The following is a 13,353-nucleotide window of genomic DNA, read 5'->3' on the forward strand; positions in this document are numbered from 1 at the left end:
ATTAAAGTGGTCATTTATTGCGCGATTAGATTATGGACGTGAGTGACAGCAACCACCAAACCAACAATGCCGCTTGCACCAAAAAGGCTGGAAAGCGAACCAAGAAGATCATTAGGTGGTGAACCGAAATAAGGTGTGACACTGACTGCAGTACGCGAGCGCCAACGTATACCATTGCCATGTCGTCAGTGACTGCCGTTTGGTCCGTCACTTGAGCAAGCAGCATAACACCAATAAACAAGGGCGCCGTTTCCAAACTATTACTGAGTGCGTCGGAAATTCGTTTGAATAGCGGGCCATCTTGTATGTCACCGCCACGCGTCCAAGCGTCAGCCTTACGCTGAGCGCTCATTACCATAAACCCGCGATAAGCAATAACAGTAAACAACAATAGCAATACCCAGCCAATATAAGCTGCCATCGCCATAAGGGATGTAGTCATTTCTTCTCTCCAGCAGTCAGTGAAAATACGACAAAGCGCATCAAATTTTTATTAAATGTTGTCTTAGTTTAAGCGCGCTCACTATCTCAGATACGATGAAAAAAAACAAAAGTATCAGAATTAAATATTTAACCAATCACGGACCGCAGCCCGGTCGCCACGAAAGACGATAAGATCGCTGCGTGAGCTTAGCTGGTAGTCATACATGGGATCGTAATAGTCGACCAACAAACGTTCTATCCAACCGCGATGCTGTTCGGGATCACCCTCTCTGTGAGCCTTCAGGGCCTGCTCCAGCAAATCACTGATTTCGCGATAAACCACACCGCCAAGTCGCTTGCGCACTCGGTAGAGGGACTGACTCAGGTCCTCGGCGAAAGCATCAAAAGCATGTGCCTCGCCCAATTGCCGCTGCCACTCCGTCAATTTATTCAGTATATAATTGCGGTGACTATGCTCAACGCGCTCTTCCAGCGAGACCTCAAGCACCACTATCGAGCTGCGCTTCATAGCGGCCATTAAGGCAGGTGGCAAGGCACAACGCCCCAGCAAGCGCCCCTCATCTTCGAACAGAATAGGCCGCCCCACCTGAGACGCTTGATACTCCACTTTGAGTATGGAGATCGCCAAGGCATTCTCAAAGTTTAGCTGGCTTGGCTGGCCGCCGGGGCGCCGCCCAAAACTGGAGCCGAGATGATTTGCCAGACCCTCTAAATCCGCCGCCCGGCCCGACTCCTCAATCAACGCCGTTTTATTACACCCGGTGCGACCGCCCAACAACAGGATGGGGTACTGGCCACAAATGCGCTCGAATTCGTCGATCAAAAAGCGGCGCATGGCCTTATAACCGCCGTCGACACGCGGATAATCGCAGCCCGCTTCAGCCATCCACTGCTCGCAGATTTGACTGCGCAAGCCACCCCGCCAACAGTATAAATACCCCTGAGGATTACGACGGGCAAAATCTACCCACGCCGCAACTCGCTCGGCCTTTACCCCGCCAGAAACCAGTGAGTGCCCCAATTCGATGGCCACTTGCTGGCCCTGCCGTTTATAGCAGACACCTACTTTGGCGCGCTCGTCATTAGTCATCAGCGGTAAGCTGACGCTGCAGGGAAAGGCACCCTTCTCAAATTCGACGGGAGCGCGAGTGTCAATTAAGGGTATATCATTAAGAAAAATCGACCGAAACAGCGCCATATTTGAACTAGCGTCGTTAGGTCCTGCGTTCAAAGTGGCACCTCACCATTAACCTGAATCATTGCTGTGCCACTCTGCGCTTGCAGCTCGCCGATACAGGCGGCGTAAAGGCCCAGCTCAAGCAATAGGGCCTCCAATACCTCAGCGTGATCTGGTCGAACAGCGATCAGCAGGCCGCCGCTGGTCTGGGGGTCACACAACACGTCCTGTAATCGCTCTGTCATCGGCGCCAATTTGTGCCCGTAACTATCCAGATTCCGACCAGTACCACCCGGTATACAGCCCTGCGCCAGATAATCAAGTGCTTCAGGAATTATCGGTACTGCACTGGCGTCGATTATCGCTTGCACCTTACTCCCTTCACACACCTCCAGGAGGTGCCCCATTAGACCAAAGCCGGTGACATCGGTAATCGCATTAACACCCTCTAATTTTGCCGCTGGAACGCCGACGCTATTTAGTTGGCACATAATATCCCTAGCTAAATGAGTATGCTGCGGCAGTAGTTTTTTCTGCTTTTGGGCCGTGGTGAGAATACCTATGCCCAAGGGCTTGGTTAGATAAAGCTTGTCACCAATCTGTGCGAGATTGTTCTGCTTTAACTGATCGCGCTGAACGAGCCCAGTCACAGCAAGCCCAAACATCGGTTCGGGGGCATCAATACTATGGCCGCCAGCCAATGGAATGCCGGCATCAGCACAAGCGCGACGTCCACCCTCAACCACCTGCTGCGCCACTTCCGGTGACAACACATTGATCGGCCAACCCAGAATCGCAATCGCCATAAGCGGCTGACCACCCATGGCATAAATATCGCTGATCGCATTTGTAGCCGCAATACGCCCGAAATCGAAGGGGTCATCCACTATAGGCATAAAAAAATCTGTGGTACTGAGAATCACCTGGCCATTGCCCAAATCAAAGGCCGCAGCGTCATCCTTGCTGCTATTGCCGACCAATAGCTGCGGAAAATCAGGCAACTCAAGCTGCGACACCAAAATTTTATCCAGCACCTTGGGCGAAATTTTGCAGCCACAGCCGGCACCGTGACTGTACTCGGTTAGGCGTATAGAGGGATCAGGCATGCGACGGGCTCCACGGGTAAACAGGATGGAAATAATACGGGCAACGGGGGGCTTTGTCAGTGTGTGATTTAGTGATGAGTCCATCGCGTTTACAAAACACACCAGATTGTTCATCGCTTAACACTATACATTGACCTGTCTCAACGCGACTCACGAGGAAGCTGATTTAATCAATAGTCAAAACAAGGAGAGATTAATGGAAGAGCGGATTTATAAAAAAATGGCCGGTACCTCTGCAGTATTCGTCCCCGCGGATTTATCCGGCCCCTCGCCGATTGAGCGCGACGGCTTGGCATGGACGGCCACAGAGCTCAGCATGCCTTCAAGCAGACAAGCACTGCAGTGGAAGCCGCCCATTGATAGCGCCTTAGCATTGGAAGGATTAGAGGATTACGACCCGCCCGCTGCAGGTGATGCCCGCTACGTTGCCAACCTAGGTATCGCCTTGGTCTATATTGGCAAAATTCGAGGCTGGGTAGCGATAAGTCATTTTGCTTAAGCCTCAACGCTAGCGCACGTGTTAATAATAGTGCTTAGAATAACGAAGCGTAGATAGTGCCGGCCTCTCTAAGAAATAGCGGCGCCGCTTAAAATTCCGGGATTTAATACGTTTTTTGTATTTATTTTATTGCCAAGCCAGAAACAAAAACAGCGACCATAATAGGCCGCTGTTTTTATTAAATATTTGGTCGGAACGGACCCTCCGAAGCCGCTATCCTAGTAGTTACCCGCACGGGGAATAAGATGCTCAGCACATCACTTAACGGAGTATCCACATCACCACTCCTCTCGATACCGACCGCAAAAGAGGCCACCTCAAGAACAGTACCAGGTGAGCTTATTCTGCTGGCTCAGCTAAAATCGGTTCGTCATCATGAACGGCAACAGGAGAGAAAAACTTCTCTTTTTCCCCTTCTTTTAAACCTTCTTGCTGCACTTCGCCCACTATATCGTCAGCTGAGCTTCTACCGCTATCTGACTTGGACGGTTGAATGCGAGGTGCCTTGGCAACCCAAACATTGAGATGCTCACCCACCGTGTCGTAGAAGTGCAGCAAGGCTTTTTCTGTATCCTCTATAAACGTTTTCGAACCCCTAAATCTACCAGCAAGATCAATCACAACCCCGACTTCCAATTCTTTAGGGATATCTTTAATACCAGCCGGCACAAGTAGATCAGGGTTTTCTAGGGCTTGCTTGAGGGATTTCATTGTCATTGTTGTGCGTTTTGGCCAATAGGCCTTAATCATAATACTTTCGGCTTCAGTGGAATCCTTAAGTTGGCGTGTCAGCCAGTTAATTGCCGCGCTTGGCCTTTTAACATCTTGCGGTGATGTAAGCTTCATATCTAAGCTCACAGTCCTGCGCATAAAGTCGGCTGTAAGCTGTATTGGTCCTGCAGCATTCGGAACCTCTAACCGAGCTGTCAGCTGGCTAGATTTCATAACTGACTCTACGGCGTCCTTTACTTGATCCTCAGGCGACGATTGGAGCTTCTTGGCTAACTGGATATTTACCGCACTTCGCGTTGCCATGCTTAGCTGCAGACTTAAATACCTTAAGAGCTGGTTCCAACTACCAACAGCACCCTCAACATCTTTCAACTGGCGCTGGATAACTGCACCTTGCTGGATGTGATCACAAACTTCCCGCCATTCTTGGCTCATTTTAGTGAGCGCAGAAACACCTGAAGAATTCGCTCTAAAATAACGAATAAGTTCACCTAGCAAGAACGCTTGCTCTGGGTCATTGACGACTTTATTGTCTGAGAGCAGTACTGCCTTGGAGATAATCGATAACCAAGAAAAATGATATAACTCCACTTTTTTAACTGCCTGCCTGGAGATTACTAATGGGTGATGTGTCGGCAATACAGCATAGTCATTTGATATAGTAATCAAAGCATCGATACCCAGCGCCTTAGCTGCGCCAAGGTACTTCTCTACCTGCTCGATTGAAAGACTTGCATTACCGATCTTAGATTCTACGAGGGCTGACCATTCTTTTTTGCCAGTATTCACAACAATTAAACCATCTGGCCTCATGCTCTTCAGGTCGTCGGATTTAAAAACCACCTCGGTATAACAGTCAATTTTTGCTCTTGCACCAACTGTTGCACCCGCTTCCGATAAGACTGCCTTAGCAAACTCCGGGATTACACGGAATGTTGCTAGTAACGCTGAGGTTGCTTTTTCCTCCTTCTTTGAATCCGGCAGTACGGAAATTAATCGGGCATGCTCGCCTGTTTTTAATTGATTTACTATTGTCATTGATTATCATCCTTTTATTAAATTGACATCCAATCAGTAAAGCCTGTACTTACCAGTTAAAACTGTCCTTGGTGCAGTGGTCAAGTAAAATGGGTAATCATCAAACTCCGATAGGCTGACTGCAAGCCGAGGGACAAAGGGGAGAAACGGAAGTGCTATCGATGCCGCAGATGATCAATTGATTCTTAGAACTTAGTTAATTGATGATACCGAGATACCACTCCCAAATATTTATTTGGCGGTATAAGGAGTGCCGCGAGGTAATATACCGACATTTACGCCGCTAAATGTCGTGGATTGGAATGGGTTTTGAGGGGATTCCCTAAACGCCAGATACAAAAAAACCCTGACTAGCAGGGTTTTAGGGACATTGTAGGACTACAACGGATTTAAAATTGGTCGGAACGGCAGGATTCGAACCTGCGACCCCTACACCCCCAGTGTAGTGCGCTACCAGACTGCGCTACGCCCCGATTTTAGGGGGAGCATCATACCCCAAGATCTTAGTTGAGTGAACTATCTTTTCAGTAGTTTCAAGACGTCTTCAAGTTCGCCGAGCATTTGTCGAATCACTTGGCGAGCTTGCGAAGACTCATCTTTAGCGGTCTCGCCCGACATACGCTGTCGAGCTCCACCGATGGTGTAGCCCTCTTCGTAGAGTAGGCTGCGAATCTGCCTAATCATCAGCACATCTTGATGCTGATAATAGCGTCTATTCCCGCGGCGCTTTACCGGTGTTAGGTGAGGAAACTCCTGCTCCCAATAACGGAGAACATGAGGTTTAACACAGCACAGCTCGCTTACTTCACCAATTGTGAAGTAACGTTTTCCCGGTATGGGGGGCAATTCATCGTTATGACTTGGTTCCAGCATAGTCCTCTACCCTGGATTTCAGTTTTTGTCCGGGTCGGAACGTAACCACACGACGAGCAGAAATAGGAATCTCCTCGCCTGTTTTAGGATTACGTCCGGGACGCTGACTCTTATCCCTAAGATCAAAATTCCCGAAGCCAGATATTTTAACCTGTTCGTTGTTTTCTAAGCAGTGACGAATTTGTTCAAAAAACAGTTCGACCAGCTCCTTGGCCTCACGCTTGTTAAAGCCCAGCTCTTCGTATAATCGTTCGGCCATTTCTGCTTTCGTGAGGGACGTCATCACACTAGTTCCTTAAACTTGCGCCAAATACCTCCTTCAAGGTTTGTACAACCGCATCTACAGATTGACTTACCTCTTCTTCATTAAGGGTGCGCGATGAATGACGGAAGGTCAAGCCCAGCGCCAAACTTTTTCGTTCAGGATCAATACCTTTACCCTGATAAACATCAAATAGCTTCAAGTCGCTAAGATAATCACCTGCTGATGTTTTAACCGCTGCTAAGACCTCTGCTGCCGCAAGTTGGCGGTCAACTATTAACGCGAGGTCGCGCCGCACTTCAGGGAAGCGCGATAACTCAGCAAACTCGGGCACATTACGCTGCAAAAGCGGCTCTTGATCTAGCTCAAACAGGTAAACCGGATTAACGAAATCCCAGCTAGCCTGAAGGCTTGGGTGCAAGGCGCCAATACGACCAATATGTAATTCGTCGCAGTACACATCGGCTGTCTGGCCGGGGTGCATAGCTGCATATTTCGCGGCTTTAAACGAAATTTTGCCTGCAGTCACAGAAAGCAGGCTTTCTAAGTCGGCTTTCAAATCATAGAAATCGACTAATTCTCCCGCTTCACTCCAGCTTTCCGGTTCGCGACGACCCATTAGCAAGGCGGCCAAGGTCGGTATTTGCTTCAAGCCGTCATCAGACTTCAAAAAGCGCAGCCCAGATTCAAACAGACGAATACGCGGTTGCTGACGCTTGGCATTATGCATAGCGGTTTTTATTAAACCCGGTAACAGACTGGTTCGCATAATCGACATATCAGCAGAGATGGGGTTTAGCAATTCAACCCCCGCCTCGCCCTCTGACATGGCCTGATGCATTGCCGGATCGATAAAGCTATAAGTGATCGCTTCTTGATAACCACGCGCCACCAATTGCTGACGAACTTGCGACATACCGCGAAGGCTCTCTGGCGCGGGGCGAATAGTGAGGGTGTCGTGAATTGGCGTTACTGGCAGGCGATTGTAGCCGTAGACTCTGGCAAGCTCTTCCAACAAATCGACTTCAATACTGATATCAAAACGCCAGCTGGGGGCCGTGACTGTCCAGCCGCCATCAATAGCATCTACCGTCATGCCTAAACCGCGCAAGATCGACTCGACATCCTGCGTCGTCAAAGCCATACCCAGTATTTTCTCAATACGCTTTTCACGCAGCACAATCGGCTCTCGGGCCGGCATCTGACCCTCTACACAGCTAACTGGCCCTGCTTCACCACCACAAATTTCAAGAATCAATCCGGTAGCTCGCTGAATCGCACGCGCCGGCAGTTCAAAATCGACGCCCCTCTCAAAACGGTGAGAAGAATCGGTATGTAAACCGTAGGAACGAGCGCGACCGGCAATTTTATCTGGAGCAAAAAAAGCCGCTTCTAAAAATAAGTGTTGGGTACCACTGGTAACAGAGGATGGCTCCCCACCCATAATACCGGCCAAGGCTAGGGGCTGCTGTTCATCGGCAATAAGCAGCGCTCCTTCGCGCACTGCCAAGGTTTGTCCGTCAAGCAGAGTGATGGCTTCGCCCGCTTCTGCATGACGCACTGCCACACCGCCCTGAATTTTGTCCAAATCAAAGGCGTGCATCGGCTGACCTAATTCCAGCAAGACAAAATTACTGACATCTACCACCGCGTCAATGCTGCGCAAACCGCAGCGACGAAGCTTTTCTTGCAGCCACAATGGGCTTGGCTTGCTGACATCCACATTGCGAATAACCCTGCCAACATAGCGCGGGCAATCGTCTGCAGCCACCACATTGATAGCTAGCACGTCTTCAATTGTAGAGGCCACATCGACTACAGGCGTTTCAATAAAAGCCAGCTCGCTCAATACCGCAGCCTCCCGCGCAATACCGCGAACACTGAGACAATCTGCGCGATTGGGAGTTAATCCCAGTTCGATCACGCTGTCATCAAGATTCAGATACGTGCGAATATCCTGCCCAAGGGGGGCATCAAGCGGCAACTCCATTAAACCATCGGACTTTTCTGCCAGACCAAGCTCTTCTTCGGCGCACAACATACCGAAGGATTCCACGCCTCGCAGCTTGGCTTTTTTAATCTTAAAATTACCAGGCAATACCGCGCCGAGACTTGCCAGCGGAACTTTAATGCCGACTCGGGCATTGGCCGCACCGCAGACGATTTGGACCTCGTCTACGCCGTTATTAACGCGGCAAACTTGTAGTTTTTCGGCATCAGGGTGGGGTTCAACTGCGACTATCTCTGCGACTACCACACCAGTAAATTCGCCGGCGACGGGGTCAATCGCATCTACTTCCAATCCCGCCATGGTCAACTGCGCCGCTAATTGCTCGGTATCTACCGCCGGGTTTACCCACTCTCGCAACCACTGCTCACTAAATTTCATATTCTTTCCATCTAAAAACTTTGGGGCAACACACGTCTCTATAATCTATCGATTACTGAAACGCGCTTACTTAAATTGAGCCAGAAAATGTAAATCGTTTTCAAAGAATAATCGCAGATCGTTTACGCCGTAACGCAACATCGCCAGGCGCTCAACACCTAAACCAAAAGCAAAACCAGTAAACCGCTCTGAGTCGATGTTTGAGGCTTCAAAAACACTTGGATGAACCATGCCGCAGCCCAAAATCTCTATCCAGCCAGTGTGACTGCAGACCCGGCAACCTTCGCCGCCACACATTACACATTGAATATCAACTTCTGCAGAGGGCTCGGTAAACGGAAAGTACGAGGGCCTAAAACGAACATTTAGCTCCTTCTCAAAAAAGCTGCGCAGGAAGGATTCAAGCATGCCTTTTAAATCCGCAAAGCTAGAGTCTTCGCTGATCAATAAGCCCTCGACCTGATGGAACATTGGGGTATGCGTCAGATCCGAGTCACAGCGGTATACACGGCCGGGGCAAATCAGCTTCATCGGCGGCTCGCTGCTCTCCATAAACCGCACCTGCACCGGTGAAGTGTGAGTGCGCAATACTGTGGATTCATCAACGTAAAAGGTGTCGTGCATAGCCCGCGCAGGATGATGTGCCGGAATATTAAGAGCCTCAAAGTTATGATAGTCATCTTCAATTTCAGGCCCTTCAACAACCTCGAAACCGATACTGCCAAAAAAGGCACTGATACGCTCGATGGTGCGAGTCACCGGATGCAGGCCGCCAGCATGCTGCCCCCGACCCGATAGCGTGACATCGATCTTCTCAGCCTCAAGACGCGCATCGACAGCGGCTTGATCCAAGCGTTGTTTAAACTCAGAGATTTGATCAGACAAGATCGTTTTAACACGATTAATCTCTGCACCGGCCGCCGGCCGCTCTTCAGCAGATAAGGCACCAAGACCTTTTAATAGCGCAGTGATATGCCCTTTCTTACCAAGATACTCCACCCGCACTTGGTCTAGTGCCTGCGCGTCTTTTGCGGCGGTAATTTTTGCCGCAGCCTCAGCCGCCAAGCCTTCAAGATTTTCCATTACGCGCTCCCAATCTCTGCGCCGCTGCCACCACCCGACAAACCCTAAAGGTTTAAATAATGGCGACTTAAATTAGTGTCTTAAAAACAAAATAGGGAAAGGGCGCAAGCCCTTTCCCTATAGTAAAACCAAGCATAATGACCGCTACGCAACGGTCAAACACTTTTTAAGCTAAGGCTGATTTCGCACGTTCAACGATTACAGCAAAGCTTTCTTTGTCATGTACTGCCAAATCGGCCAATACGCGACGGTCCAAAGTGATGTCAGCTTTTTTCAAGCCAGCAATCAAACGGCTATAGCTAAGGCCATTAGCACGTGATCCTGCATTGATACGAGCGATCCACAATGCGCGGAAAACACGTTTCTTGGCACGACGGTCACGGTAAGCATATTGACCTGCTTTAATTACCGCTTGTTTCGCAACACGATAAATACGTGAACGAGCGCCGTAGTAACCTTTGGCTTGCTTTAAAATCTTTTTGTGACGACGGTGTGCGGTCACACCACGTTTTACACGGGGCATAGTATATTCCTCTTAATCTCGATGACGTTTATTAGCTTGCGCGCAACATGCGATCTACTAGAACCTTGTCCGACTTATGGACAGCACTAGTGCCACGTAGCTGACGCTTACGTTTGGTGGTCATCTTGGTTAAGATGTGGCTTTTATGAGCGCTTTTGCGCTTATAACCGCTACCGGTTTTTTTGAAGCGTTTTGCCGCCCCGCTATGTACTTTTAACTTTGGCATCGTTAGATACTCCGCATTCTTAATGTAAATTAAATCAAGTAGGCCCTAAGAGCTCACTACTTTTTCTTTTTCGGAGCAATAACCATGGTCAATTGACGGCCTTCCATTTTCGGAAACTGCTCTACAGCACCAAAATCCGCAAGGTCTTCTTCAACCCGCTTCAATAGCTGCATACCCAGTTCCTGGTGGGCCATCTCACGACCGCGGTAACGCAGGGTTACCTTGGCTTTATCTCCGTGTTCAAGGAAACGTGTCAGGTTGCGCAGTTTTACCTGATAGTCCCCGTCTTCCGTACCCGGGCGGAACTTAACTTCCTTGACCTGGGTTCGAACTTGGTTTTTCCGGGCCGCAGCTTGCTGCTTTTTGGCCTCGAAAACATGTTTACCATAGTCCATGATTTTACAGACAATAGGGTCTGAATCAGTAATCTGGACCAAGTCCAATGTCGCTTCCTGAGCGGCTTGCAAGGCTTGCGCAAGCGGGACAACGCCAACCTGGTTGCCCTCGGCGTCGATCAGGCGTACTTCACTGGCTTCAATTTCTTCGTTTATCGGCGCTCTTTTGCTGCGCCCTTTTGCGTTATCGCGTTTAATTGCTAGTTCTCCGAATTTGCGCGGCTGCGTTTAGCTACGCTGTCTGCGAGGAGTTTACTGAGATCACTAATTGCTACTGATCCCAAATCTTCGCCACTACGTGCACGTACCGAAACAGTCTGGGTTTCCACCTCTTTGTCACCAACGACAAATAGGAAGGGTACCTTCTGAATTGTGTGCTCGCGGATTTTAAAGCCGATCTTCTCATTTCTCAAGTCCGCATCGACTCTAAAGCCACATTCTCTCAATAAATCTTGCACATTAGTAACATATTCGGCCTGATTGTCGGTGATATTACAAACCACCGCCTGAACTGGCGCCAACCACACCGGAAATGCACCTTCATAATGCTCGATCAAAATACCGATAAAACGCTCAAATGAACCCAATATAGCCCGGTGCAACATCACCGGCGTTTGGCGCTGACCAGACTCATCAACATACTGAGCGCCAAGGCGACCCGGCATTGAGAAATCGACCTGAATGGTACCCAACTGCCATACCCGACCAATACAATCCTTTAAAGAGAATTCAATCTTTGGACCGTAGAACGCACCCTCACCAGGCAATGTCTCCCAAGGCAGCTCTTTGCTGTCCAAGGCCAAGGCTAGGGACTGCTCAGCTCGATCCCAATCCTCATCACTACCCACGCGCTGCTCGGGCCGAGTGGAAAGACGGTAAATCACCTCACTAAAGCCAAAGTCTTGGTAGACCTCGTGAAGAAAATCAATAAACGAGGCAACTTCTGGCTGAATCTGATTTTCAGTGCAGAAAATATGCGCATCATCTTGGGTAAAACCGCGCACCCGCATAATACCGTGCAGCGAGCCCGAGGGTTCATTGCGGTGACAAGAGCCAAACTCTGCTAAACGCAGTGGCAAGTCGCGGTAGCTGCGCAAACCCTGATTGAATACTTGCACGTGGCAGGGGCAATTCATGGGCTTAACAGCAAAATCACGTTCATCAGCGGTGAGTGTAAACATGCCGTCGCTGAATTTATCAGCGTGACCAGACTTCTCCCACAGGGATATATCTACCAGCTGCGGCGTACGAATCTCCTGATAATCATGCTTGAGCTGCTTACCACGCATATATTGTTCTATAGCCTGATAAATACTCCAACCCTTGGGGTGCCAAAACACCATACCTGGGGCCTCTTCCTGCATATGGAAGAGATTAAGCTTTTTAGCGACTTTGCGGTGATCACGTTTTTCAGCTTCGGCAATACGATTCAAATAGGCCTTCAGGGCTTTCTTATTGCCCCACGCCGTGCCGTAAATGCGCTGCAACATGGCATTGGCCTGATCGCCACGCCAATAGGCGCCCGCCACTTTGGTCAATTTAAAGGCGTTAAGTTTACCCGTGCTAGGCACGTGAGGACCGCGACACAAGTCCATCCAGTCGCCTTGCTTATAAACAGAGATATCTTCGTCACCGGGCAAGTCTTTAATGATTTCGACTTTATATTCTTCGCCCAAATCGCTAAACGCCTTCACCGCCTCTTCACGACTCATTACCACGCGAGACACCGCCAAATCGTCAGAAGACAATTCCGTCATCCGCGCTTGAATTTTTTCTAAGTCTTCTGGGGTGAACGCACGCTCATAGGCGAAATCGTAATAGAAACCATCGTCAATCACAGGACCGATAGTGACCTGCGCTCCGGGAAACAAATCCTGCACAGCCATCGCCAATAAATGCGCGGTAGAGTGGCGAATAATATCAACGCCCTCTTCATCGCGCTCGGTGATGATGCCCAACTCGGCATCGTCGGCAATCACAAAGCTGGTATCAACCAAGGCGCCGTTAACACGACCCGCCAATGCGGCCTTAGCCAAGCCGGGACCAATATCCATGGCGACATCTGCCACCGAAACAGGGTGTTCGAAAATGCGCTGACTAGCGTCAGGGAGGGTAATAACTGGCATTGCACTATCCTTTCAGTGGTGACCCCTACTAAAGGCCACGTGAGTAATTGAAAACTGAGGAAATTTTAGCCTGCGTATTATGCGGATTGTGGGCCTGAGCTGCAAGCCTGCGACAGGATTAGAACTAGCAAGCGCGCTTAAAGTTGGTACTCAATACACCTCAGAAACGTGACCACAATTGGGCCATCGTCATGAGGAAATCGTTCAGCAGTCACAAATCTTTGAACCATACTTTCGAAGCGCGGACGATTCTCTTCAAAGTTTAAAATCGCCTGCTCTGGCGTATCCACCGTCTGAAAAAAATCCACCAATGCAGTCCGAGATACCGCAAAAATATAGCGCTTGCCGTTAGTAGACCCAACAAACTTCAGGCCGCTAAATTTACTATCCCACCAATAATTCTCTTCAAATTCCATAGACCTTCCCAAAAACACAAGCAATATTCATTAATCGCAAACACCCACCTACTTACAAATCGAT

14 protein-coding genes and 1 tRNA gene are annotated in these 13,353 nt (G+C 49.3%); 1 reads left to right on the top strand and 14 read right to left on the bottom strand.

The features are described 5' to 3' along the window. Positions 1-25: 25 nt before the first annotated feature. From AB4875_RS12520 to selD, 3 genes are all read right to left on the bottom strand, one after another. A complete protein-coding gene (locus tag AB4875_RS12520; RefSeq protein WP_368376394.1) occupies positions 26-442 on the bottom strand; it encodes an MAPEG family protein in 417 nt (138 codons plus the stop codon). 120 nt (positions 443-562) lie between these two features. After that, on the bottom strand, positions 563-1,675 hold the full coding sequence (mnmH, locus tag AB4875_RS12525) for a tRNA 2-selenouridine(34) synthase MnmH (RefSeq protein ID WP_368376395.1): 1,113 nt from the start codon (positions 1,673-1,675) through the stop codon (positions 563-565). Further along, on the bottom strand, positions 1,672-2,727 hold the full coding sequence (selD, locus tag AB4875_RS12530; protein WP_368376396.1) for a selenide, water dikinase SelD: 1,056 nt from the start codon (positions 2,725-2,727) through the stop codon (positions 1,672-1,674). Before selD ends, mnmH begins: the two co-directional genes overlap by 4 nt. A gap of 196 nt (positions 2,728-2,923) precedes the next feature. On the opposite strand from selD, the gene AB4875_RS12535 reads away from it, so the two are divergent. Beyond that, positions 2,924-3,226: a hypothetical protein gene (locus AB4875_RS12535; protein WP_368376397.1), complete on the top strand. Its 303-nt coding sequence runs from the start codon at positions 2,924-2,926 to the stop codon at positions 3,224-3,226. A gap of 339 nt (positions 3,227-3,565) precedes the next feature. Here the strand turns inward: AB4875_RS12535 and AB4875_RS12540 are convergent, their stop codons facing one another. From AB4875_RS12540 to AB4875_RS12590, 11 genes are all read right to left on the bottom strand, one after another. After that, positions 3,566-4,996 carry a hypothetical protein gene (locus tag AB4875_RS12540; protein WP_368376398.1) on the bottom strand — a complete coding sequence of 477 codons (1,431 nt, stop codon included), beginning with the start codon at positions 4,994-4,996 and terminating at the stop codon, positions 3,566-3,568. A gap of 396 nt (positions 4,997-5,392) precedes the next feature. Next, a tRNA-Pro gene (locus AB4875_RS12545) sits at positions 5,393-5,469 on the bottom strand. A gap of 43 nt (positions 5,470-5,512) precedes the next feature. Continuing rightward, positions 5,513-5,869 carry a MerR family transcriptional regulator gene (locus AB4875_RS12550; RefSeq protein ID WP_368376399.1) on the bottom strand — a complete coding sequence of 119 codons (357 nt, stop codon included), beginning with the start codon at positions 5,867-5,869 and terminating at the stop codon, positions 5,513-5,515. Beyond that, complete coding sequence (ihfA, locus tag AB4875_RS12555) at positions 5,850-6,152, bottom strand: integration host factor subunit alpha (protein ID WP_103685879.1); 303 nt, start codon at positions 6,150-6,152, stop codon at positions 5,850-5,852. The genes AB4875_RS12550 and ihfA overlap by 20 nt, the downstream gene beginning before the upstream one ends. Before the next feature lie 4 nt (positions 6,153-6,156). After that, a complete protein-coding gene (pheT, locus tag AB4875_RS12560; protein WP_368376400.1) occupies positions 6,157-8,520 on the bottom strand; it encodes a phenylalanine--tRNA ligase subunit beta in 2,364 nt (787 codons plus the stop codon). A gap of 66 nt (positions 8,521-8,586) precedes the next feature. Then, on the bottom strand, positions 8,587-9,603 hold the full coding sequence (gene pheS, locus AB4875_RS12565) for a phenylalanine--tRNA ligase subunit alpha (protein ID WP_368376401.1): 1,017 nt from the start codon (positions 9,601-9,603) through the stop codon (positions 8,587-8,589). 166 nt (positions 9,604-9,769) lie between these two features. Continuing rightward, entirely contained in the window at positions 9,770-10,126 is a 357-nt protein-coding gene (gene rplT, locus AB4875_RS12570; RefSeq protein ID WP_368376402.1) for a 50S ribosomal protein L20, read from the bottom strand. Between the two features lie 31 nt (positions 10,127-10,157). Beyond that, complete coding sequence (gene rpmI / locus AB4875_RS12575; protein WP_368376403.1) at positions 10,158-10,352, bottom strand: 50S ribosomal protein L35; 195 nt, start codon at positions 10,350-10,352, stop codon at positions 10,158-10,160. A gap of 56 nt (positions 10,353-10,408) precedes the next feature. Next, positions 10,409-10,945, bottom strand: coding sequence for a translation initiation factor IF-3 (gene infC / locus AB4875_RS12580; RefSeq protein WP_368377082.1), 537 nt, complete (start codon positions 10,943-10,945; stop codon positions 10,409-10,411). 2 nt (positions 10,946-10,947) lie between these two features. Next, positions 10,948-12,873 carry a threonine--tRNA ligase gene (gene thrS / locus AB4875_RS12585; protein ID WP_368376404.1) on the bottom strand — a complete coding sequence of 642 codons (1,926 nt, stop codon included), beginning with the start codon at positions 12,871-12,873 and terminating at the stop codon, positions 10,948-10,950. A 137-nt stretch (positions 12,874-13,010) separates the two neighbouring features. After that, the gene (locus tag AB4875_RS12590; protein WP_368376405.1) at positions 13,011-13,289 is read right to left on the bottom strand and encodes a DUF1488 family protein; all 279 of its coding nucleotides are present in this window, start codon (positions 13,287-13,289) and stop codon (positions 13,011-13,013) included. Positions 13,290-13,353: the final 64 nt, after the last annotated feature.

The organism is Zhongshania sp. R06B22 (assembly GCF_040892595.1).
Classification (GTDB): domain Bacteria; phylum Pseudomonadota; class Gammaproteobacteria; order Pseudomonadales; family Spongiibacteraceae; genus Spongiibacter; species Spongiibacter arctica.

Bases quoted from the DNA above. Each gene is read 5' to 3' on its own strand.
- AB4875_RS12520 (WP_368376394.1), bottom strand. From the start codon at position 442: ATGACTACATCCCTTATGGCGATGGCAGCTTATATTGGCTGGGTATTG.
- selD (WP_368376396.1), bottom strand. From the start codon at position 2,727: ATGCCTGATCCCTCTATACGCCTAACCGAGTACAGTCACGGTGCCGGC.
- AB4875_RS12535 (WP_368376397.1), top strand. From the start codon at position 2,924: ATGGAAGAGCGGATTTATAAAAAAATGGCCGGTACCTCTGCAGTATTC.
- AB4875_RS12540 (WP_368376398.1), bottom strand. From the start codon at position 4,996: ATGACAATAGTAAATCAATTAAAAACAGGCGAGCATGCCCGATTAATT.
- AB4875_RS12550 (WP_368376399.1), bottom strand. From the start codon at position 5,869: ATGCTGGAACCAAGTCATAACGATGAATTGCCCCCCATACCGGGAAAA.
- ihfA (WP_103685879.1), bottom strand. From the start codon at position 6,152: ATGACGTCCCTCACGAAAGCAGAAATGGCCGAACGATTATACGAAGAG.
- pheT (WP_368376400.1), bottom strand. From the start codon at position 8,520: ATGAAATTTAGTGAGCAGTGGTTGCGAGAGTGGGTAAACCCGGCGGTA.
- pheS (WP_368376401.1), bottom strand. From the start codon at position 9,603: ATGGAAAATCTTGAAGGCTTGGCGGCTGAGGCTGCGGCAAAAATTACC.
- rplT (WP_368376402.1), bottom strand. From the start codon at position 10,126: ATGCCCCGTGTAAAACGTGGTGTGACCGCACACCGTCGTCACAAAAAG.
- rpmI (WP_368376403.1), bottom strand. From the start codon at position 10,352: ATGCCAAAGTTAAAAGTACATAGCGGGGCGGCAAAACGCTTCAAAAAA.
- thrS (WP_368376404.1), bottom strand. From the start codon at position 12,873: ATGCCAGTTATTACCCTCCCTGACGCTAGTCAGCGCATTTTCGAACAC.
- AB4875_RS12590 (WP_368376405.1), bottom strand. From the start codon at position 13,289: ATGGAATTTGAAGAGAATTATTGGTGGGATAGTAAATTTAGCGGCCTG.